The organism is Pseudomonas sp. R1-6 (assembly GCF_051132115.1).
In the GTDB taxonomy this organism is placed as follows: Bacteria; Pseudomonadota; Gammaproteobacteria; order Pseudomonadales; family Pseudomonadaceae; genus Aquipseudomonas.
Genome location: NZ_CP071662.1, coordinates 2337783 through 2359105 on the forward strand (window position 1 = coordinate 2337783; position 21323 = coordinate 2359105).

The window sequence follows — 21323 nt, forward strand, 5'->3', positions numbered from 1 at the left end:
ATCCGAAGCTGCGGTCTTTTTGCTTTTTGGTCATCACGCTTCTCGTTTTTTTGCCGAAAACACGACTAATGGACCATGGATAATGGCTCGATAGTGGCGTTTAATGCGGCCATAACAATGAGAAAAGTGGGTGACGAAAATGGCGACAGAAGGATCTCTGGCGGCGACAGCGTCGGCCTCGGTGCCAGCAGCGCGCGTTACAGCGCGCTGGCTTGCGCCGACTCTGCAAAGCCTGGCGCTGGTTTCGCTGCTGTGTGGCATGACCTTGGGCGGTTGGTCGTTGTACCTGGCGTTGCCGCTGGCGCTGCTCATCGTCTGGTTGCCACGCCTGCGCTCGCGGCTGAACAGCACACCGGTGCCGACGGCAAGCGACAGCCTGGCCGAGCTCACCCGCGATCTTTCCTACACCACCAGCCATAATGCACTGTCCGCCGCTGGCGTTGCCTATTCGGTCAAGCAGCTGGCGGGCAAGGTCCAGTCACAGCTCGGGGCCGCGGCGCAGATCGTTGGCAACGCCGAAGCGATGATCGCGACCGAGCAGGCCACCTCGCAGCTCAGTCAACAGGCGCTGGGCGCGGCCAGCGAGGCCCATCGCAGCAGTGTCGCCGGACGCAGCGAGTTGGTCGAATCCATCAGCCGCATGCATCAGCTCAGTCAGCGCGCCAATGAAAGCCGCGAACTCATCGAGGCGCTGAGCGTGCGCAGCGACGAAATCCAGCGGGTGACCCTGGTGATTCAATCGATCGCCAGCCAGACCAACCTGTTGGCCCTTAACGCTGCGATCGAGGCGGCCCGTGCCGGGGAACATGGTCGCGGGTTTGCGGTGGTGGCCGACGAGGTGCGTGGGTTGGCCGGGCGCACTGCCGCGGCGACCGGCGAGGTCGGCGTGATGGTCGCGGATATCCAGCAGCGCACCGCGCAGGTCGTCGAGCAGATCCGCCAATTGGCCGGTGACCTGGACAGCGGTGTGCAGCAAGTCGAGCACACCGGCCAGCACCTGGAAAACATCGCGCGGCTTGCGGCCGGTGTCGAAACCCAGGTCAGCGCTATCGCCCAGGGTACCGACACTAACCGTGGACAACTCGATAGCCTGTTTCATGCGATCGAGCAAATGCGCGGTGACCTGGCGATCAGCGACCAGCAGACCCAGCGCCTGGCCGAGGCCGCTGTGCAGATGGAAGGCCAGGCCGAGACCATCAGCGAGCGCCTGGCCGAGGTGGGCCTGGACGATTATCACCAGCGGGTCTATGACTTGGCGCGGGAAGGGGCAAGCCGGATTGCCGCACAGTTCGAGGCGGATATCGACCAGGGGCGCGTCAGCCTGGAGGATCTGTTCGATCGCAGCTACCAACCGATCCCCAATACCCATCCGGCGAAGTTCCAGACCCGTTTCGACCGCTACACCGACCAGGTGCTGCCAGCGATCCAGGAACCGTTGCTGGCGCGGCATGAGGGGCTGGTCTTCGCGATTGCCTGCACTCAGCAGGGCTACGTGCCGACTCACAACAATGCGTTCTGTCAGCCGTTGACCGGCGATCCGCAAGTGGACACGCTGAACAATCGCACCAAGCGCAAGTTCTCCGATCGCACCGGGATCCGCTGCGGCAGTCATCAACAGCCGGTGTTGCTGCAAACCTATACGCGGGACACGGGCGAGCTGATGCATGACCTGTCGGTGCCAATCATGCTCAAGGGACGTCATTGGGGTGGGTTGCGGCTGGGCTATAAGCCCGAGAAGCCGCGCTGAGTCTCGACGCAGCCTGTATGAGGAGCAAGCTCCCTCGCCACGAGAGCTTGCTTGCCGTTCTGGGGTTATTTACCGTCGTGCAGGCGTACGTTCAGTTGATCCACCAATACCGCCTCTTCGCCGTCGGCAAGCAGCCATTCGCGAAGCAGATCTTGTTGCTGATTCGACCAGAAAGGCGCATCGACCAACTTGGTGTTCGGATCCAGCGGGTGCGCCATGATGAAATCATCGATGGCTTTGCCGTCCGAAGGCAGGCCAAGTTGGTCAAACAGGGTGCTGAGTTCGTGGGATGGTTGTTCCATTTTGTAGGACTCCTCTGGACTACCGCCGTCATGGCGCCTCGGTTGCTTCCCTCTATCTGAGGCGAGCAGTCGTCAGGAGTTCGATTGGCTTCAGGCTTTCAGCGCACCTTCGTCCACCGCGAGCTTCAGGGCCCGGGCTGACTCCTTGGCGGCCTCGGCCGCAAGTTCCGGCGTCTTGAACCAGCGATCCCTTTCTACCTGGTGATAGGTGACCGCAGTGGCGGCGGTTTTGGCGCGCATGACGATGACCGCTTGGAATTCGCCTTCTACCTCTCTGGCTTCGCCGCGAATGAAAAAATCGCCGATGTCTAGTTCCGTCACGTCGCGCCTTCCCTTCAAGTCATATTGTTGTACGAGCGTCGCCGATGGAGACGCTCGCTGGGCAGGCAGTATGGCAGCAGTTGCCGGTCGGCGGCTGAGTTAAGTCATGGCGCCTGCCGTTGAAGGGTTCTGTTCGAGGGTGCGGGCGAGATAGCAGGCTTCGTTATGGTCGGCGCGGAAACCTCTTACGCGCCCGGTAGAGGTTTCTTCGATATGAAAAAAACACTTGCCGGCAAGAACGACCCGGTATCTGGGCTGGATCAATGCAATCGGTGCGTAACCGTCGTCATGAGTGGCGTCTTGCGCCAGGGCGACACATGAGATGGCGGGGCGGATCAGGGTTGGAAACGTAGCCATGTGAATTCCTTTTCTATGGTTACCGACGAATTGCCGGCTGTTTTAAGTAGTCTGCGCGTCAGCGGCTGCTCTAGAATCGGCAGCACCGTGTGTACGGTTGCGCCTATCTAAAGCAATTTTTTTTGGCCTCGATGTCAGAAAAATGCTTTTCTAAGTGAGAAATTTCCCTAAAGTTAGTAGTCCCACCTTTTCCGATGCTCAGAGTGGTGTTTTCCTTCAGCCTCTGACGACCGCCGGGAAAGACGGCGAGAGTAGCGATCCTTTAGTCTTCTCCCGCCCTGGGTCAGGGCGCACCGTTCACTTTCGAATTCAATGACAGGTCCATGGGGCCGTGCGGGTTCTCGTGGTCCATTCTCAAAGAGTGGGCCGTTTAAAGATGGGGATGTTTCCTTGGCAGTAAGTAATCTCGACATGCATGCGTTATTTGTACTGGGCGACCTGCGGGCAAAACTGGTCAAGCAATTCCAGTCACGGTTTGTCTATATCACCGAGCAGACCGCCGAAGGTATCTATATTGCCGAAATCGACACCGAGTCGGCATTGGTCGTCGATGACAAACCCCGGCTGGAACTCAAGGTCGGCGACCATTTTCGCGCGGCGGTACTTCCCAGTCGCGAGGGAGGCAAGTTTGAAATCCGGTTTCGTGAAATCAAGTTGACGGTCTATGGCCTGGGTGACTACGCGTTCGTCACGACCGCCGAGGGCCACGCCATCCTGTTCAAGGAAGGGCACAGCGTAGTGACCGTATTGGCCGCCAACGAACAGTTGCAGGAAGGTTTGACCAAGACGTTGAAAGCAGTCACCGCCAAGGCTGCCAAATGGCGCAAGGGTGAACTTGTGACATTCAAGGCCAGCGAGTAGGAAGCGGCTTTCATCCTTGGATGACGAATCGGGTTGATGTCCTTTGTTCTTTTTATACTCGTAACAGTTTTAAAACGCTCCTGCTGGAACCTTGGCTACAGTCAATTGACTGAACTAGTCACAGGCTTGCGTTCGCTTCGCACGCCGTTCGGCTATTGCTGCATCCGGCATGAGGTATCAAACATGAAACGAGTTCGACAGTGGCTGGCTGCCTGGGCCACCCTCGCTGTGTTGGTTTCACCCCTTCCGGCATCCGCTGCATCGACGCCGATCCACTTTGCCGACCTGAACTGGGAAAGCGGCAGCCTGATCACCGACATCCTGAGGGTCATTGTCGAAAAGGGCTACGGGTTGCCGACGGACACGTTGCCGGGCACCACCATTACCCTGGAAACCGCCCTGGCCAATAACGATATCCAAGTGATCGGCGAGGAGTGGGCAGGTCGCAGCCCGGTGTGGGTCAAGGCCGAGGCCGAGGGCAAGGTGGTCGCCCTGGGCGATACGGTCAAGGGCGCGACCGAAGGCTGGTGGGTGCCGGAATACGTCATCAAGGGCGACCCTGCCAAGGGCATCAAGCCCCTGGCGCCGGACTTGCGCAGCGTCGAGGACCTTGCGCGCTACAAGCACGTGTTCAAGGACCCGGAAAGCCCCAGCAAGGGACGCTTCCTCAACAGTCCCATCGGTTGGACTTCCGAGGTGGTCAACAAGCAAAAGCTCAAGGCCTACGGTCTTTCCGACAGCTATGTGAACTTTCGCAGCGGCTCAGGGGCCGCGCTCGATGCCGAGATCACTTCGTCGATTCGCCGTGGCAAGCCGATCCTGTTCTACTACTGGTCGCCCACGCCGCTGCTCGGGCGTTTCAAGCTGGTGCAGTTGCAAGAGCCGCCATTCGATGCCGAGGCCTGGAAAACCCTGACCGATGCCGACAACCCCAACCCCAGGCCGACGCGGTCCCTGGCTTCGAAGTTGTCCATTGGCGTGTCCGTACCGTTCCAGAAACAACACCCGGACATTGCCGAGTTCTTCAGCAAGGTCGACCTGCCGATCGACCCGCTGAACAAGGCCCTGGCCGATATGAGCGAGAAACGCACGCCCTCCCGCGAGGCCGCCGAAGCCTTCCTCAAGTCTCACCCCGAGGTTTGGCAAGCCTGGTTACCCAAGGAGGTCGCCGACAAGGTGACCGCGGGGCTGTAGCGCGTTAAGGCCAGTCAATTGAACAGTTGATCCTGGGCAAGTCGTCATTCACTGGAATCCGGCAGCCTGCGCCCGTCCAGCGAAATGCCAGATTCCAGCTAGGATGATTGTTCAACCTTTTTCAGGAGGCTGGCGAATGACGCTTGTATTGGCTCGGTCGCTGGTCGCGGTGTTTGCGACCATCAGCTTGATTCATTTGTATTGGGCCCTGGGCGGGCAGTGGGCGGCGCTGGCGGTAGTGCCGCAGGTGCCGGTGAAGCAGGGCGGGACACTGCAACCGGCGTTCAACCCGTCGGGATGGCTGACGCTGTTGGTGGCGCTGGCGCTGCTGATGATTGCGGTGCTGGTGTGTCTGCGGGTCGGCCTGATCGCGCCTCCCGTGACCCATCGTGCCTTGCAATGGCTGATCAGTGCGATTGCCCTGTTGATGTTTGCCCGGGCCATTGGCGAGTCGAACCTGGTGGGCTTCTTCAAGGAGGTCAAGGGGTCGACGTTCGCCCGGCTCGATACCTGGGTCTACTCGCCGTTGTGTGTCGTGCTGGGGGCAGGGTTGCTGACGGTGGCGTGGGCTTGAGCAATCCAGAGGCGAACGCCGTTGTGGCGAGGGGATAGATCCCCTCGCCACAACAATGCCTGGCTCAAGCTTCCTTAGCCATCGCTCCCGGTCCTGGGGCTGCTTATTTCCGCCGGTACATCGTCCCCTGCCATGCGCTTGCGGAACAAAGCCGCCCGGGCCAGCAGCAGGGTCGTTACCGGCACCGTGATGGACAGCAGGATCGGTATCAGCCAGGCATGCAGCACCGGGCCCGACTTGAGCGCCGAGAAATAAATGATCGAGGCCAGCGCAACGCACCAGGCCCCCAGCGTCGAAGCCAGGGCAGGCGGGTGCATGCGCTGAAAATAATCCTTGAGCCGCACCAGGCCGATCGCCCCGGTCAGGGCGAAAAGACTGCCGAGCACCAGCAGGATCGCCACTGGGATCTCGACCCACATCGACAGTTCTCCCGTCATTCGATCACCTCGCCACGCAACAGGAACTTGGCCAGGGCAAACGAGCCGACAAAGCCGAACAGGGCGATCAACAGCGCCGCCTCGAAATACGTGTCGCTGGCATACCGAATGCCCAGCACCAGCATCATCAGCATCGCGACGATGTACAAGTAGTCGAGGGCCAGGACCCGGTCCTGTGCCGAGGGGCCCTTGAACAGGCGCACCAGGGTCAGCACCATGGTCAGCGAGAACAGGAACAGGCTCAGCAGGATCGCATTGGACAGCAGCGCGCTCATTCGAAAATCTCCATCAGCGGACGCTCGTAGGTGGCCTTGAAATGGTCGATAAACGCCCCTTCGTCCTCCAGATCGAAAATGTGTATCAACAGGATGCTGCGATCCAGCGCCAACTCCGACCAGACCGTCCCTGGAATCACCGTGGTGATCATCGAAAGCACCGCCAGCCCATTGGCGTCGTGCAGGTCCAGCGGCACCTTGATAAACCGCGAGCGAGGCGGGCGGCGCCCGGCGTTGAGTACGCGCCAGGCGACGGCCAGGTTGGACACCAGCACGTCCCATCCCACCAGCAAGAGCAGTCGCAGCATGACCCCGGGACGCCGGATGCGGATGGGTCGTGGCCGCAGCGGACGCATCATCAGTGGCGCGAGGAAACCCAGCGCGGCGCCCAGCAGCAGGTGGCCGGCACTCAGGGACAGGTTCAACAACAGCCAGAGCAACCCCAATGCCAGGGACAGCCACGGTGCGGGAAACAAATGCTTGATCATGGCTGCACCGCCTGCAATCGAGTGTTGCCTTCAGGGTTGGGGACGGCGCGGGTGGAAAAAACCGCCATCACATAATGTTCAGGCGTATTCAACCCATCGGCGGCGGATTGGGTGTAGCGCAGCAATGGCTCGGCCTTGAACGTCAAGACGATCCCCAGCCCCAGTAACGCGAGGATCGGCAGGCATTCGAACGGCCGCAACAGCGGGGAGGGCCGTTCCTGCGGTGTCCAGAAGCGCTGGATACCTAAGCGCGAAAAGGCGATCAACGAGGCGAGCCCGGACAGGATCAACAGCGCCAGCAGGCCCCAGGCGGCGGCCGATACGGGCACGTCGGCACTCATCCCCAGGCCCTGGGGGTTGAGCAGCGCGCTGAGCAGCGCCAGCTTGCCAATAAACCCCGACAACGGAGGCATGCCGACAATCAACAGTGCACAGGCGATGAAACTCAGACCGAGAAAGGCCATGGTCCAAGGGATCACTTGCCCGACCACGGCTTTCTGTTCGTCATCGAGGTTGATGCCCTTGGGCGGCTGCAGCGATTCCAGGGGGCGCGGCAGGGTGTCGAGGTCATCTTCCAGCGGCAGGTCATTGGCGGAGCGTGAGCGCTCGATCAGTTCGGCCAGCAAGAACAGCGCGCACAGCGCCAGGGTCGAGCTCACCAGGTAAAACAACGCGGCGCCTATCAGGTTGGGCTGTGCGAAGCCGATGGCTGACAACAGGATGCCGGCCGAGACCAGGATACTCAGGCTGGCCATGCGTTCCAGGCGCTGGGCCGCGAGGATGGCGATGGCCGCGCAGGCGATGGTCGCCATGCCGCCGTAGACCAGCCAGTTGCCGCCAAAATACGCCGACGCGCCGGCTTGCCCCGAGAACAGCAGAGTCCACAACCGCAACACGGTGTAGACGCCCACCTTGGTCATGATCGCGAACAAGGCCGCCACCGGGGCGCTGGCCGCGCTGTAGGCCGGCACCAGCCAGAAATTCAGCGGCCACATGCCAGCCTTCGCCAGGAACGCCACTGCCAGGATCGCGGCACCGGCGTGCAGCAGGCCGCGGTCCGCTTCGGGCACCAAGGGCACTTTCAAGGCCAGGTCGGCCATGTTCAAGGTGCCGGTGACGCCATAGATCAACGCCGCGCCAATCAGGAACAACGACGACGCCAGCAAGTTGATGGCGATGTAATGCAGCCCCGACGAGACGCGGGCCCGCCCCGATCCGTGGAGCATCAGGCCGTAGGACGCGGCCAGTAACACTTCGAAAAACACAAACAGATTGAACAGGTCCGCCGTCAGGAAAGCGCCGTAAAGGCCCATCAGCTGAATCTGGAACAGCGCATGGAAACTGGCGCCGGCCCGATCCCACCGCGCCATCGCGAACAGCAGGGCGCAGACGCCGATGATGCCCGTCAGCACGAGCATCAGCGCCGACAGGCGATCGACCACCAACACGATGCCGAACGGCGCCTGCCAGTTGCCCGGCAGGTACACGCCAAAGGACGCGGGCAATGCCTGGTCCTGGGTCCAGTCCAACAGCAGCACGGCGATGCCCAGGCCCAGCAGGCTGGAAAACAGATTGATCCGCGCTTTGAGCGGGCGATGTTTCTCGCCCAGCATCAGCATCAACGCGGCGGTCAGCAGCGGTAGCAGGATGGGCGCGGCGATCAAGTGAGGCGTCAGCATCATTCCTTGGGCTCCCGGCCGTCCACATGGTCGGTGCCGGTCAGCCCGCGGGACGCGAGCAAGACGACGAGAAACAGCGCGGTCATGGCGAAGCTGATCACAATGGCGGTCAACACCAGGGCCTGGGGCAGCGGATCGGTGTAGTTCAGCAGGTCCTGGGGCACGCCGTCCTTGATGATCGGTTCCTTGCCGATGAACAGGCTACCCATGCTGAAGATGAACAGGTTGACGCCATAGGACAGCAGGCAAAGCCCCATGACCACCTGAAAGGTCCGGGGCCGCAGCACCAGCCAGACGCCGGAGGCGGCCAATACGCCGATTGCGATTGCGATGACTTCTTCCATCAGGCGTTGGCTCCTTTGAGGGGGGCGACGGGTTTGGCGTGCAGCCCCGGTTTATGGGCCCGCACCGACTGGTGAGCCAGGGCGGTAAGGATCAATAGCGTGGAGCCGACCACCACGGCGTAGACGCCGATGTCGAAGAACAGCGCACTCGCCAGATGGAGGTCACCCAGCAGCGGCAACTCGAAATGCCAGGTGTGAGTGGTCAGGAACGGATAACCCACCGCCATCGCCCCCAACCCCGTCGCGGTGGCGAACAACAGCCCCGTGCCCATCCAGCGCAGCGGTCGCAGGCTCATTTGTGCTTCGACCCACTGGGTGCCGGCGACCATGTACTGGAGGATGAACGCCACCGACATCACCAGGCCGGCGACGAAACCGCCACCCGGTTGGTTGTGGCCGCGCATGAACAGGTAGAACGACACCACCAGGGCAATCGGCAACAGCAGGCGCACCAGCACCGACGGCACCATCATGAAGCCCAGCGCGGTGTCGCTGGCGTGACGCGGGTTGACCAGGTCGGTCACCACGTCCGGCGCCAGCAGGCGCTGTTGCGCCGGGAGCTGCATGCTTTCCTTGGGTGGCCGGAAGCGCCGCAGCAGGGCGAATACCGCCAGCGCAACCGCCACCAGCACGGTGATTTCGCCCAGGGTGTCGAAGCCGCGGAAGTCCACCAGCATCACGTTTACCACATTGCTGCCGCCACCTTCGGGCAAGGCCCGGCTCAGGTAAAACGACGAAATGTCGTTGGGTGTCTGGCGCGTGAGCATCGCATAGGACAGCAACGCCATGCCGCCGCCCACTGCGATGGATAGCAGCAAGTCCCGCAGACGACGGATGCGCGCGCGGCGTTCGCTGTTGGGCAGCGGCGATACATCTTCGATCCGCCGTGGCAACCAGCGCAGGCCCAGCAGGATCAGCACCGTGGTGACCACCTCCACGACCAGTTGAGTCAAGGCCAGGTCCGGGGCCGAGAACCAGACAAAAGTCACGCACGTCATCAGGCCGCAGACACTGACCATCGTCAGCGCCGCGAGGCGGTGATATTTGGCCTGCCAGGCAGCGCCCAACGCGCAAGCGATGGCCAGCACCCACAGCGTGACGAACACCACGGAGCCGGGAATCCTGGGGCGGTCGCCCCAGGCCAGCGTGCTGCTGAGCATCGGAATCAGCCCGGCCATTACGGCCGCCAGTACCAGCAGGAACAACTGAGCCTGCAAGCGCCGGGTACTGATCTTGCGCTCCAACCGCCGGCCCTGGCGCATCATCAGGACCAGGCTGCGCTCGAACAAACGCTTGCCGCTGAGACGCCCCATCAGCGGTGGCTGCTTGATATGGCCTTGCTTGAATTGCTTGCGCAGCAGCAGGTACAGGACGATCCCACCCGACATCGCCACCAGGCTCATGATCATGGGCGCGTTCAGGCCATGCCAGATCGCCAGGCTGTACTGGGGCAGCGGACCGCCCACCACCGGCAGCGCCGCCGCCGCCAGCAACGAACCAACCACCTGTGCCGGAAAGATGCCCACCAACAGGCAGGTAAACACCAGAAGCTCAACCGGCGCGCGCATCCAGCGCGGCGGTTCATGGGGCGTGTGGGGCAGGTCGGTGGCAGTGGGGCCGAAGAACACGTCGACGGTAAAACGCAGGGAATAGGCGACGCTGAACGTGCCGGCGATGGTGGCGACGATCGGCAGCGCCAGCTCGACCCAGGCCGTGGCGGAAATGAACACGGTCTCGGCGAAGAACATTTCCTTGGACAGGAAGCCGTTGAGCAACGGCACCCCGGCCATCGCCGCGCTGGCAACCATCGCCAGGGTGGCGGTGTACGGAATCAGCCGCACCAGGCCGCTGAGCTTGCGGATGTCCCGGGTGCCACTTTCGTGGTCGATGATGCCGGCGGCCATGAACAGCGAGGCCTTGAACGTGGCGTGGTTGAGGATATGAAACACGGCCGCGACCGCCGCCAGCGGGCTGTTGAGGCCAAGCAGAAGCGTAATCAGCCCCAGATGGCTGATGGTCGAATAGGCAAGGAGGCCCTTGAGGTCGTTCTGGAACATCGCGCAATAAGCGCCCAGCATCAATGTGAACGCCCCGGCGCCGCCGACGATATAGAACCACTGTTCACTGCCCGACAGCGAGGGCCACAACCGTGCCAGCAGGAAAACACCGGCCTTGACCATGGTCGCCGAGTGCAGGTACGCCGACACCGGCGTGGGCGCGGCCATGGCGTGGGGCAGCCAGAAATGGAAAGGAAACTGGGCGCTCTTGCTCAAGGCGCCGATCAGGATCAGCGGCAACAGGACTGGATAGAGGGCGTGCTGGCGAATCATGTCGCCGGCGGCCAGGACCTTGTCCAAGTCATAACTGCCCACCACATGGCCAAGCAGCATCACCCCGGCCAACAGGCACAGCCCGCCGGCGCCGGTCACCATCAACGCCATATAGGCGCCGCGCCGCGCGTCGGCGCGGTGATGCCAGTAACCGATCAGCAGGAATGAGAACAGGCTGGTCAATTCCCAGAAGAACACCATCTGGATCAGGTTGCCGGAAATCACCAGCCCGAGCATCGCGCCCATGAAAGCCAGGAAAAACGCAAAGAACCGCGGCACCGGATCGTCCGGCGACATGTAGTAGCGGGCATACAACGACACCAGCGTGCCGATGCCCAGCACCAGCAACGAAAACAGCCAGGCGAAGCCGTCCAGGCGCAGGACGAAATTCAGGCCCAGGCTGGGCAGCCAGGCATATTGCTCCTGGATAACCCCGCCGTCGGCGATCTGCGGGTACCACAAAGCCACCTGAACGGTGCCCACCAAGGCCACAAGACCTGCCAGCAATGATTCGGCATTGCGCGCGTTATGCGGCAGCAACGCCGCGACACAGCTGCCGACGAAGGGCAAAAGCAATAGAACTATCAGCGACATAGGCTTCTATTCGGCAAAGGTTGTTCGGGATCATACGTGGCGTATTCCCGATCACCAACCGCAAGGGTGTCGCAGAATCCTACAAGGAGGGGGAAGTTTTCCTGTTTGGAGTCGTTTTGCGAGCGCCGGGTCGTCGGGATCGACCATGGGTATCAAGGCACTCGTACCACACGAACCTTGCTCGGGTGCGGTAAGTATGTACCGCACCCGAGCAGGGCTTCATCGCCATCCTGCGCCATACAGAAAAGGAGATGTCGTTCGGCGCCTTCGACCAGGCGCTATGGCGGACCCTCGCTGAACATCCGGCTCTGTGGGCAAACACAGACGAACTCAACCGCAAACGCATCGAACGCGGCTTTGCGCCCTATGCGCCAAAAAGCACATGGGTGGGAGAGCGTCGAGAATTCGAGCTGCGTTATCGGGAGCGTGCGGAGCTGGGTGAGAATCCATTCAACCTCGACCGGATCAGCATCACCACACCAAACAGCCTGCTCGGCAGGCCGGGCATCGTCCCAGCGGTCATCCCCTGGCCGGCGCCTCCCATCGGCCACGGTACCCGAACGCCTTTGGTTCCGCCGGGCATCGAACAACTTGGCCCGACCACGCTGCCCGTCACGCCACCGTTTTCGCAGATTTATCCCGGCAAGCCTGTCATCCCCGTCCTACCGGAAAACGAGACGCTTCCGGCTGTTGATCCAGTGCAGACCGGTGCGAGTATTCCTGGGTATCCGGGGGATATGGATCTGCCCTCGCCGGATGCGCTGTTTTATGACCGGCGAGATGATCCCGGGATGGCCCTCGGCTTTGGGCAGCCAGTTTCAGGCATTTGGTTGGGGGAGGCGGCGAGAATGACTGGGGCGGCGATTCCTGATCGGATTGCGGATCAGTTGAGGGGGAGGGAGTTTGCGAACTTTCATCGGTTTAGGGAGGCGTTTTGGAGGGCGGTGGCAGTGGATGTTGAGTTGGGTGAGCAATTTACCGGCATCAATTTGGATAGGATGCGAAATGGCCAGTCACCATACTCTATAAAAAAGGAGCAAGTAGGAGGGCGAAAGGTATTTGAGCTCCATCATGAGATTGAAATTTCAAAAGGTGGGGATGTATATGATGTGGACAACATCCGTGTACTTACGCCCAGGCGCCACATCCAGCACCATAGGGAGGGTTAAGGATAATGATCTTTAAAAAAGCGCTGGAAGATTATACCGAGAGGGAATTTTTATCCTTCCTCGGAGAGCTATTCCATCATACGAGTGATCTTAAAGGGGAGGAACTGGGGAGATATCTGGACAAGCTAGTTGATCATTTCGAACTTATTACGGAACACCCCGACGGCTCAGATGTTCTCTTCTACCCAAAGGAAGGCCAGGAAGACAGCCCCGCCGGCATCCTGAAAGAAGTCAAGGAATGGCGAGCCCGCAATAACAAACCTGGTTTCAAACCCGAATAAATCATCGTTTCGTACGCATCAGCTCGACCCGTCGCGAGCAGGTGCGTCATCCACGTCGCACGCTTGAGCAAGGAAAAACCAAAGATGGAACTTAAACCCAAACTCCAAGATTACACCGAGTCCGAGTTTCAAACTCTTGTCGACAAGATCTGGAATGTGGAGGGCTGCAGGGACAAGAAAGAGCATGACAGACTGATCAAACACTTCGATCTGATAGTTGGTCATCCTGATGGTGCGGATCTGTTGTTTTACCCGGAGGATACCTCCGATTTTCATTCCCCAGGCGCAGTCACCTTCCAGCTCAAGCATTGGTATCACCAGAGGAGACTCATTCCTTTCAAGGACGGTGTGCTTCCAGCACCGTTCACGCCGGTCGACGGGTCGAGCCTTATTGGACACAACACGGCGAGAGCCAGGCACGAACTTGCGAACGCTCAGCGAGTGGCTGGGGACATCGCCTCTGCGGAGCAAACGGTCGATTCAGCATTCTCTCTGCTTGAAAGCGCTATCCAGCATCTGCCAATCCAACAGCATTCGAACGCGACGCTGGAGGCACTGGAAAAAGGTATCCGTCGGGTTGAACATGCACAGCACGAGGTGCTGATGGCGGTTCGTGCATTCGAAGGTAAAAAAATGCGTGTCGAGTTCGACAAAGCCGCGGCACAGCGAAATCTTACCTACAGCCAGGCGGAGAGGCCCCTCTGGCAAGCCGTTTTGCAGCAGGCCACTGCCAATCAGGCTGGTTATCTGGCGCGTCTGCCCGCCAATACCCAGCGCCATGCCGAACTCCACACCAACGCCGAAGCCTTAGTTGATCATGCCTGGCAGCAACTGGTGCGCCTACGGACTCCCGACCGATACCCAAGCGAGTTTCGCCTGTCTGTCGTCGCTAACCTGGAACGACCGGATCTTTTGATCAGCGACGCACAGCCGTTGATGTCGGTACAACGAGTGGGCTTGCATAAGACCCTGCGTTCCGCAGTCGCCGAATTCAATTGGTCATTGACCGACGGTGCGCAGGAACATCTTGGACAGTACGCCGGCGTGCTGCACTTCAGGTTCGCCAGCCGCGCCAAGGCCGTGCGTTTTGGCCTCTGCGTTGCGCTGAATGAGCTTTCTCTGATCGATCCTGATTGGCAACTATTGGCCGCCCAGCAAGGCGAAGTAGAACTGCCGCTGCGAATGAGCACCTCGACAGTTCCCGTGAAGGCCGGCAGCCTGTCGTATGGATTAAAGGAAATACGCGAACTCTTCGAAGTCTTTATCACTCCCTGCGCCGGGGTTTTGCCTGCGAAGGTTCGTGTCAGGCTCGCCGTCTGGCAGGAAGGCGAGAGGGCCTATCGGTTCACGAGCGATGGCCCGCAGCCCTCCGTTATGGAGTGGGCAGTACCCCATGGCCTGGAAGCGCCGGTGGCGCCAAAACCGGATCGGCTCGATTCCGTTGGTTTCGTCCGGTCATCGCCAGTGCCCGAATTGGCCACGTTCGAATCTATCGAAGAGGTGCGATTCGATGATTATGTGGTGGTGTTTCCGCGGGAGTCAGGGCTTGAGCCGGTCTATGTGCTATTCAATGACCGTCGGGATTGTCCAGGTGTCGTCAGTGGAGAAGGGCACGCGGAGGCTGACGATTGGCGAACGCAAGCCTTGAGCAGCCAGGGAGCGTCGGTCCCTGCGTCAGTCGCCGATTCATTGCGCGGGCAAGTTTTCGAGCGTTTCGATCTGTTCAAACGTGCATTCTGGAGGGCCGTTGCGGCCGTACCAACCTTGAATGCACAATTCAATATCGAAAATAGGGTGTTACTGCTCAACGGTTCAGCGCCCCGCAGCGAGCAGCCCGACGATCATCGTTCGCTGCGCATTCTGCACCGCGTCGACATCACGCAGGGCGGTGGGGTCTACGATCTCGATAATCTGATTATTCGCTACTGAAACCCGAGGGCTGACGCATGATGGTCAGCCCTCGCGCTCAAGCGCTTCATCCGCCTCTACGACACCTTTGTTCCGCGTTTTCAACTCGCTGACGATCACCGCCGCCACGATCAAGCCCGCCCCAAGTAACGCAATCGCCGGCAGCCGCTCACCCGCCAGGCGCCCGGCGATGCCGGCCCATACCGGTTCGCCGGCATAGATAAGCGTGGCGCGGGTCGGCGAGACGCTTTTCTGCGCCCAGTTCATCGCCACCTGGATCGCTGCGCTGGCGGCGCCCAGGCCCACCGCGCTGATCAGCAACAGCCAGGAAAAGCCTGGGATGACCTCTTGCGTCGGCACCACCATGAGGAATGCCAGCACCGCCGTGCTTGCCAGTTGCACCACGGTTACCCGCCGTACGTCGACCTGGCCCGCATAGGCACTGATCAGAATGATCTCCGCCGCAATCGCGATGGCGCTGATCAGCGTGGCGATTTCACCGGGGCTGAAGTTCAGCGAGGCCCCAGCCGGCCCGGACACCAGCATGAGCCCAGTGAACGCCAACATGATGCCTATGCTTGGCATCAACCCCGGCCGCCGGCCCAGCACGAGCCATTGCAACAGCGGCACGAAAGGCACATACAGGGCGGTGATAAAGGCCGATTGGCTGCTGGGAATGGTTTGCAGGCCTACGGTCTGCAGGCCGTAGCCGAGCATGATCGCCACTCCGATGAAGGCCCCGGCCTTGAGCTCGAACAGGGTCAGGTCACGCAAGTGGCGCCACGAGAACAGCGCGACAAACGCCGCCGCGGCGGCAAAGCGCAGGCCCACGAAGAACATCGGTCCGCTGACCGTCATGGCGTGTTGCACCAGCAGGAACGTGCCGCCCCAGATCATGGTGATCAGTACGAGCACGCATTCGGCCTTGCTGAACCTGGGCAGATGGGAGGAAGTTTGCGGGGAGTTCACCGATGCCATGACCTTGCGCACTACTTGAGGCGGACGCACAATGCGCCCGAAGTTGGGCAGTATAATGCGCAACCCCGGCAGATGAGCAATATAGTGCACAAAGAAAATGGCCAGCGGGCGTCCGTCCTGCAACACGTCAGCCAGAACGTCCGCCGCCTGCGGCATGCCGCGCAGCTCAGCCAGACGGCGCTGGCCGAATTGTCCGGTGTTAGCCGGCGGATGCTGGTTGCCATCGAAGCGGGCGAAAAGAATGTCAGCCTGACCACCCTGGACCGCGTTGCCGAAGCCTTGGACGTGGCTTTCAGCGACCTCATCCAGGCGCCTGACGCCCGCGATCCGAGCCGGATCAATGAGCTGGCCTGGGCCGGTGTGATTCCCGGCAGCAAAGCCATCTTATTGGCCAAGGCCACCGCCAACCGAGAGGTGGAGCTTTGGGAATGGCGCCTGGAACCCGGCGAGCATTACCATTCAGAACCCGACGCGGACGGTTGGAGCGAACAGCTCTACGTATTCGAGGGCTGCCTGACATTGTTGTTGGGCAGCGAAGAACGTCGAGTCGGGGCCGGCGAGTTTTTCATGTTTGCCAGCAACCAGCCCCATGCTTATCGCAACGATGGTCCGGTGGCGGTGAGATTCGTCCGCAACGTGGTGATTTGACTCCTGGAGAGCGGTATGGACACAGCGCTGGAGCAATCTGTTATCGGCACCGCCCGCCAGGCCGATATCCTGATTATCGGCGGCGGCCTGAGCGGAACCCTGTTGGCGGCGCAACTGCTGCGGCTGCCGGGCCGGCGCGAGGTATTGATTGTCGAGCCGCGCAGCGAGTTGGGCCGGGGCGAGGCCTACAGCGCCGTGGAACTGGGCCACACCCTCAATGGCAATGCGGCACGCATGAGCGTCGCCCCGGACAATGCCGATGATCTCACGCAATGGCTCGCTGCGTTCATCGTGGCCGGTGGTTGGCCTGAGTCCGATCAGCAACATGTGCCGGTCAGCGAGTTGTTTCCTCCGCGGGGGATGTTCGGCCTGTATGTGCAACAGCGTCTGGCCGAGGCTCGTGCGTTGGGCGCGCGCCATGGATCGGTGGCGGAGCATGTGCGCGGGGAGGCCGTCGATTTGCGGGTCATCGATGATGCCGTGCAAGTGACGCTCGGCGATGGCCAAGTATTGCAAGGACGCTTTGCCGTGCTCGCCACCGGCATGTTCCCCGCGGCACGAACCCCGCAGACCGAGTCGAGCGGCTTGAACGCCGCGGCGCTTGATCCGTGGGACGTGGCTGCGATGCGCCAGCTTGATCCGCTAGCGACGGTCATGATCATCGGTTCGGGATTGACCATGGTCGATGCCGTGGTATCGCTGGAACAGGCCGGGCATCGCGGGCCTATCGAAGTATTTTCCCGTCACGGTTTGTTGCCCCATGTACGTCGGCAGCCACCGGCCTGGGTGGACTTTCTCGCCGATGATCACAGCCTGCGTTCGCCACGCCAGTTGATGCGCGCGCTGCGTGGGCAATGCCGCTTGGCCCAAGCCCAGGGCATCGATTGGCAGGCCCCGCTGGACACGGTGCGTGCCCATATCGGGCGTTTGTGGAGTCAGGCCAGCGATGTGCAGCGCCGACAGTTTGTGCGGCATGTGCGACCTTGGTGGGAAAGCCATCACCATCGCTCGCCTCCGTTGAGCGCGGAACTGGTGGCGCGTCTGCACGGGGAGGGACGGTTGCGGATCCAGGCGGCGTCGTACAAGGGGCTTGTATCTTCTTGCGACGGATCGGTAGCAATCAATATTCGTCGACGGGGCGAGGCGGCGCTGGAAGTGGTGCAGGGCGCCGCCTTGATCAACTCCAGCGGCATCGAATACGACTGGCGTCGGGTCGCGCGGCCATTGCCCCAACAGCTGCTGGCCCGGGGGCTGATCCAGCCCGGTCCGTTGGCGCTGGGGATTGCCGCCCGTGCCGATGGTGCGGTGCTGGACGCCCGAAGCGAACCGGCCAGCCGCCTGTTCGCGATGGGCCCGCCATTGCGAGGGATGTGGTGGGAAAGCACGGCGGTCACCGACGTGGCGAGCCAGGCCAAGGCACTGGCGGGGCGGTTAGCTGAACTCCAAGCCCAGCGTTGAATCCTGTGGCGAGGGAGCTTGCTCCCGCTGGGCTACGAAGTAGCCTTAAAACCATTCACCTCGGTGTGTCAGGTCAACTACCTCCGACTTCTTTGGGGTTGCTGCGCAACCCAGCGGGAGCAAGCTCCCTCGCCACAGAAGCGTGTTTCATTGCTACCGCACTTGCACCCAACGCTCCTCACTCGCCGCCACGCGAATCGCCGCCGCCAGCCGCTCCACTTCCCAGGCCTCTTCGAAATCCGTCCCGCTGCCACCTTCACCTGCCAGCGCCATGATCAACTCCTGCACCTCCAACGTCTTCAGTTCGTTGTAGCCCAGCTGGTGCCCGGCGGCAGGGCTGAACGCGGCATAGCCGGGTAGATCCGGGCCGGCCAGCAGTCGCTGGAAACCCGCCTGGCCGGCGCGGCACACCCGCAGCTCGTTCAGCCTTTCCTGGTCGAACGCCAGCGTGCCGAGTGTGCCGCTGATTTCGAAGCTCAGGTGATTCTTGCAGCCGTGCTTGAGCCAACTGCTGCTCACCGTGCCCCGGGCGCCGCTGGCAAAGCGCAGCAGTGCATTGACCTGGTCATCCACCGCGATCGCGCGTTGTTCGGTGCTGCCAACCTTGGCAGGACGCTGTTTGTGCACGGTTTGGCTGTCGGCACACACAGCCTCTACCTCGCCCAACAAATGCCGCGCCATCGCCAGGAGATGGCTGCCCAGGTCCGCCAGCGCGCCACCGGCATGCGCGGCCTCGCAGCGCCACGACCAGGGCGAGGCCGGGTCGGCCATGAAATCTTCGCTGAATTCGCCCTGGAAACTGATGATCTGTCCAAGCTCTCCGCGCTGGATCATCCCCCGCGCCAGTTGGATGATCGGGTTGTGCTGGTAGTTGTAGCCGACCCGCGTCACCACGCCAGCCGCCTTGGCTGCCTGGCGCATCTGCTCGGCCTGTTCCAGGGATACCGCCAACGGCTTTTCACAATAGACCGGCTTGCCCGCCGCCAACGCGGCCATGGCCATCGGAAAGTGCAAATGATTGGGCGTGGTGATGGCGACCAAATGAACCTTCGGGTCGTCGATCAGCCGTTGCCAGTCACTGTGAGCCGTCTCGAACCCCCAGCTCTGGGCGCATTGCCGGGCACGCTGCGGATCGGCGTCGGCCAGGGCCGCCAGTTTCAGGTTCAAGGGGAGGTCGAACACCGCCTTGGCATTGTGGAACGCCAAGGCATGGGCACGGCCCATGAAGCCGGTGCCAATCAGACCGATGCCGAGTTCACGCATGAGAAGAGCCCTTTGAATTTTTATTTTCAGGAGAGCTCTTTATGGAATAAATATTCGCTAATTGCAAATGCTGGAATAAATATTCATTCTGCTGCCGCTCAGCATCCCTTGTGGGAGCGAGCTTGCTCGCGATTGCGGTGGATCAGCCGGTACTGTTGTGCCTGATGCAACGCTATCGCGAGCAAGCTCGCTCCCACAGGAATTCCAAAGGTCTGCCTCGCGGCTCGTTGTCAGGAAAGGAACCCGCCATCCACATTCAACGCCACGCCCGTGGTATAGCTCGACGCATCGCTCGCCAGGTACAACACCGCGCCGGCCATTTCGCTCGGGTCGGCCACGCGCTTGAGGGGAATCTGCGCCAGGGCGGTTTTGAGGATGGCGTCGTTCTTGACCAGCGCCGAGGCAAATTTGGTATCGGTCAGGCCCGGCAGGAGGGCGTTGCAGCGGATGCCGAACTGCGCGCATTCCTTGGCGAAGACCTTGGTCATGTTGATCACCGCGGCCTTGGTGACCGAGTAGATGCCCTGAAAGATTCCCGGGGAAATGCCGTTGATCGACGCCACGTTGATGATGCTGCCGCCACCGTTTTCGCGCATCAGCTTGCCGGCCTCCACCGACATGAAGAAATAGCCGCGAATGTTCACGTCCACGGTTTTCTGGAACGCGCCCAGGTCGGTGTCCAGCACGTTGCAGAATTGCGGGTTGGTGGCGGCGTTATTCACCAGGATATCCAGACGCCCGAACTGTTCGCGGATGCCGGCGAACACCTGGCTGATCTGCTCCATTTCACCAATGTGACAGGCAATGGCGGTGGCCTTGCCGCCGGCAGCGATGATGGCGTCAGCGACATGCTGGCAACCATCGAGCTTGCGGCTGGAGACGATCACGTGGGCGCCTTGCTGGGCCAGCAGTTTGGCGATGGCTTCGCCGATGCCGCGGCTGGCGCCGGAAACGAAAGCGATCTTACCGTCGAGGTCGAACAACTGGGTCTTGGACATGCTGTTTCCTTGTTATAGGTGCGCTCAGAGCGTGGATTTGCTGATGACTTGCAGGCTCATCTGCTCCAGCAGCTTGTTCATCTGAACGAACTGCGCGAAGCGTTTGTCCTGGGTCTGGCCATGGAAAAAGCGGTAGTAGATCTGCTGGACGATACCGGCCAGGCGGAACAGTCCATAGGTGTAGTAGAAGTCGAAGTTTTCGATGCGAATCCCGGCGCGTTCGGCGTAGTAATCGACGAACTCACGGCGGGTCAGCATGCCCGGCGCGTGGCTTGGCTGGCGCCGCATCAGTTGCACGGGCGCCGGATCACCGGCTTCGATCCAGTACGCGAGGCTGTTGCCCAGGTCCATCAACGGATCGCCGAGGGTGGTCAGTTCCCAATCCAGCACGCCGATGATCTGCATCGGGTTGTCCGGGTCCAGGATGACATTGTCGAAGCGGTAGTCGTTGTGGACGATGCTCGATGTTGGATGATCGGCGGGCATCTTGTCGTTGAGCCAGGCCTTGACCGTCTCCCATTTCGGAGCATCGGGCGTCAAGGCCTTGTCGTAGCGGTCGCTCCAACCACGGATCTGCCGGGCCACGTAGCCCTCGGGCTTGCCCAGGTCGGCCAGGCCGCAAGCGGTGTAGTCGACGCGGTGCAGCTCGACAAGCCGGTCGATGAAGCTCTTGCACAATGCTTCGGTGCGGGCGGCGTCGAAGCCCAGTTCCGGTGGCAGCTCGGAGCGCAAAATGATGCCCTTGACCCGCTCCATCACGTAAAACTCGGCGCCCATCACCGACTCGTCGGTGCAATGGACGTAGGCTTTCGGGCAGTACGGAAAACCTTCACGCAATTGATTGAGGATGCGGAACTCACGGCCCATGTCGTGGGCCGATTTGGCCTTGTGACCGAACGGGGGCCGGCGCAGGACGAACTCCTGTTCGGGGTATTCGAGCAGGTACGTCAGGTTTGACGCGCCACCGGGAAACTGGCTGATCACCGGCGTGCCGGTCAAGCCAGGAATGTGGGCCTTGAGGTACGGGTCGATCAGGTTGGCATCGAGTTCTTCACCGTCGCGCACGCGGGTGGACTGATCAGTAACTGCCATGCTTATCCCTTCTGCTTATTTTGGA

General features: G+C 61.2%; 22 protein-coding genes. 9 read left to right on the forward strand and 13 right to left on the reverse strand.

Annotated elements, in window-relative coordinates; all coding sequences use genetic code 11:
- Nucleotides 1-139: 139 nt before the first annotated feature.
- The gene (locus J3P81_RS10805; RefSeq protein WP_434563691.1) at nucleotides 140-1747 is read left to right on the forward strand and encodes a methyl-accepting chemotaxis protein; all 1608 of its coding nucleotides are present in this window, start codon (nucleotides 140-142) and stop codon (nucleotides 1745-1747) included.
- Nucleotides 1748-1812: 65 nt separating this feature from the next.
- On the opposite strand, the gene J3P81_RS10810 is transcribed toward J3P81_RS10805, so the two are convergent.
- The 3 genes from J3P81_RS10810 to J3P81_RS10820 form a co-directional block, all read right to left on the reverse strand.
- Nucleotides 1813-2049, reverse strand: coding sequence for a DUF2789 family protein (locus J3P81_RS10810; RefSeq protein ID WP_434563693.1), 237 nt, complete (start codon nucleotides 2047-2049; stop codon nucleotides 1813-1815).
- A gap of 90 nt (nucleotides 2050-2139) precedes the next feature.
- Complete coding sequence (locus J3P81_RS10815) at nucleotides 2140-2370, reverse strand: hypothetical protein (RefSeq protein ID WP_420766596.1); 231 nt, start codon at nucleotides 2368-2370, stop codon at nucleotides 2140-2142.
- Nucleotides 2371-2469: 99 nt separating this feature from the next.
- A complete protein-coding gene (locus tag J3P81_RS10820) occupies nucleotides 2470-2727 on the reverse strand; it encodes a hypothetical protein (RefSeq protein ID WP_420766595.1) in 258 nt (85 codons plus the stop codon).
- A gap of 411 nt (nucleotides 2728-3138) precedes the next feature.
- On the opposite strand from J3P81_RS10820, the gene J3P81_RS10825 reads away from it, so the two are divergent.
- The 3 genes from J3P81_RS10825 (at nucleotide 3139) to J3P81_RS10835 (ending at nucleotide 5356) form a co-directional block, all read left to right on the forward strand.
- On the forward strand, nucleotides 3139-3588 hold the full coding sequence (locus J3P81_RS10825) for a hypothetical protein (protein ID WP_420766594.1): 450 nt from the start codon (nucleotides 3139-3141) through the stop codon (nucleotides 3586-3588).
- 183 nt (nucleotides 3589-3771) lie between these two features.
- The gene (locus tag J3P81_RS10830) at nucleotides 3772-4782 is read left to right on the forward strand and encodes an ABC transporter substrate-binding protein (protein ID WP_434563695.1); all 1011 of its coding nucleotides are present in this window, start codon (nucleotides 3772-3774) and stop codon (nucleotides 4780-4782) included.
- 136 nt (nucleotides 4783-4918) lie between these two features.
- Nucleotides 4919-5356: a DUF3995 domain-containing protein gene (locus J3P81_RS10835; RefSeq protein ID WP_420766592.1), complete on the forward strand. Its 438-nt coding sequence runs from the start codon at nucleotides 4919-4921 to the stop codon at nucleotides 5354-5356.
- Nucleotides 5357-5430: 74 nt separating this feature from the next.
- Here the strand turns inward: J3P81_RS10835 and J3P81_RS10840 are convergent, their stop codons facing one another.
- From J3P81_RS10840 to J3P81_RS10865, 6 genes are read right to left on the reverse strand one after another with little or no spacing between them, the layout of a single operon-like run.
- A complete protein-coding gene (locus J3P81_RS10840) occupies nucleotides 5431-5793 on the reverse strand; it encodes a Na+/H+ antiporter subunit G (protein ID WP_420766591.1) in 363 nt (120 codons plus the stop codon).
- A complete protein-coding gene (locus J3P81_RS10845; protein WP_420766590.1) occupies nucleotides 5790-6068 on the reverse strand; it encodes a K+/H+ antiporter subunit F in 279 nt (92 codons plus the stop codon). The genes J3P81_RS10840 and J3P81_RS10845 overlap by 4 nt, the downstream gene beginning before the upstream one ends.
- A complete protein-coding gene (locus tag J3P81_RS10850) occupies nucleotides 6065-6553 on the reverse strand; it encodes a Na+/H+ antiporter subunit E (protein ID WP_420766635.1) in 489 nt (162 codons plus the stop codon). The genes J3P81_RS10845 and J3P81_RS10850 overlap by 4 nt, the downstream gene beginning before the upstream one ends.
- Nucleotides 6553-8238, reverse strand: a complete 1686-nt coding sequence (locus J3P81_RS10855; protein WP_434563697.1) for a monovalent cation/H+ antiporter subunit D — start codon at nucleotides 8236-8238, stop codon at nucleotides 6553-6555. The genes J3P81_RS10850 and J3P81_RS10855 overlap by 1 nt, the downstream gene beginning before the upstream one ends.
- Nucleotides 8235-8579 carry a Na+/H+ antiporter subunit C gene (locus J3P81_RS10860; RefSeq protein WP_005789164.1) on the reverse strand — a complete coding sequence of 115 codons (345 nt, stop codon included), beginning with the start codon at nucleotides 8577-8579 and terminating at the stop codon, nucleotides 8235-8237. The genes J3P81_RS10855 and J3P81_RS10860 overlap by 4 nt, the downstream gene beginning before the upstream one ends.
- On the reverse strand, nucleotides 8579-11503 hold the full coding sequence (locus J3P81_RS10865) for a monovalent cation/H+ antiporter subunit A (protein ID WP_434563699.1): 2925 nt from the start codon (nucleotides 11501-11503) through the stop codon (nucleotides 8579-8581). Before J3P81_RS10865 ends, J3P81_RS10860 begins: the two co-directional genes overlap by 1 nt.
- A 251-nt stretch (nucleotides 11504-11754) precedes the next feature.
- On the opposite strand from J3P81_RS10865, the gene J3P81_RS10870 reads away from it, so the two are divergent.
- The 3 genes from J3P81_RS10870 (at nucleotide 11755) to J3P81_RS10880 (ending at nucleotide 14882) form a co-directional block, all read left to right on the forward strand.
- Nucleotides 11755-12672, forward strand: coding sequence for a hypothetical protein (locus J3P81_RS10870; RefSeq protein WP_434563701.1), 918 nt, complete (start codon nucleotides 11755-11757; stop codon nucleotides 12670-12672).
- 5 nt (nucleotides 12673-12677) lie between these two features.
- Nucleotides 12678-12953, forward strand: coding sequence for a bacteriocin immunity protein (locus J3P81_RS10875; RefSeq protein WP_434563703.1), 276 nt, complete (start codon nucleotides 12678-12680; stop codon nucleotides 12951-12953).
- A gap of 84 nt (nucleotides 12954-13037) precedes the next feature.
- Nucleotides 13038-14882: a bacteriocin immunity protein gene (locus J3P81_RS10880; protein WP_434563705.1), complete on the forward strand. Its 1845-nt coding sequence runs from the start codon at nucleotides 13038-13040 to the stop codon at nucleotides 14880-14882.
- 24 nt (nucleotides 14883-14906) lie between these two features.
- On the opposite strand, the gene J3P81_RS10885 is transcribed toward J3P81_RS10880, so the two are convergent.
- Entirely contained in the window at nucleotides 14907-15929 is a 1023-nt protein-coding gene (locus J3P81_RS10885; protein ID WP_434563707.1) for a DMT family transporter, read from the reverse strand.
- On the opposite strand from J3P81_RS10885, the gene J3P81_RS10890 reads away from it, so the two are divergent.
- Nucleotides 15924-16487 (forward strand): helix-turn-helix domain-containing protein, encoded by a 564-nt coding sequence (locus J3P81_RS10890; protein WP_420766583.1) that lies wholly within the window; start codon nucleotides 15924-15926, stop codon nucleotides 16485-16487. The two genes, J3P81_RS10885 and J3P81_RS10890, sit on opposite strands and share 6 nt — an antisense overlap.
- Nucleotides 16488-16502: 15 nt before the next feature.
- A complete protein-coding gene (locus tag J3P81_RS10895; protein WP_434563709.1) occupies nucleotides 16503-17945 on the forward strand; it encodes an FAD/NAD(P)-binding protein in 1443 nt (480 codons plus the stop codon).
- A gap of 153 nt (nucleotides 17946-18098) precedes the next feature.
- Here J3P81_RS10895 and J3P81_RS10900 read toward each other — a convergent pair whose 3' ends face one another.
- From J3P81_RS10900 to J3P81_RS10910, 3 genes are all read right to left on the reverse strand, one after another.
- On the reverse strand, nucleotides 18099-19208 hold the full coding sequence (locus J3P81_RS10900; protein WP_434563711.1) for a Gfo/Idh/MocA family protein: 1110 nt from the start codon (nucleotides 19206-19208) through the stop codon (nucleotides 18099-18101).
- A 230-nt stretch (nucleotides 19209-19438) separates the two neighbouring features.
- On the reverse strand, nucleotides 19439-20206 hold the full coding sequence (locus J3P81_RS10905; RefSeq protein ID WP_003180553.1) for an SDR family oxidoreductase: 768 nt from the start codon (nucleotides 20204-20206) through the stop codon (nucleotides 19439-19441).
- A gap of 24 nt (nucleotides 20207-20230) precedes the next feature.
- Nucleotides 20231-21298, reverse strand: coding sequence for a phosphotransferase family protein (locus tag J3P81_RS10910; protein WP_434563713.1), 1068 nt, complete (start codon nucleotides 21296-21298; stop codon nucleotides 20231-20233).
- Nucleotides 21299-21323: the final 25 nt, after the last annotated feature.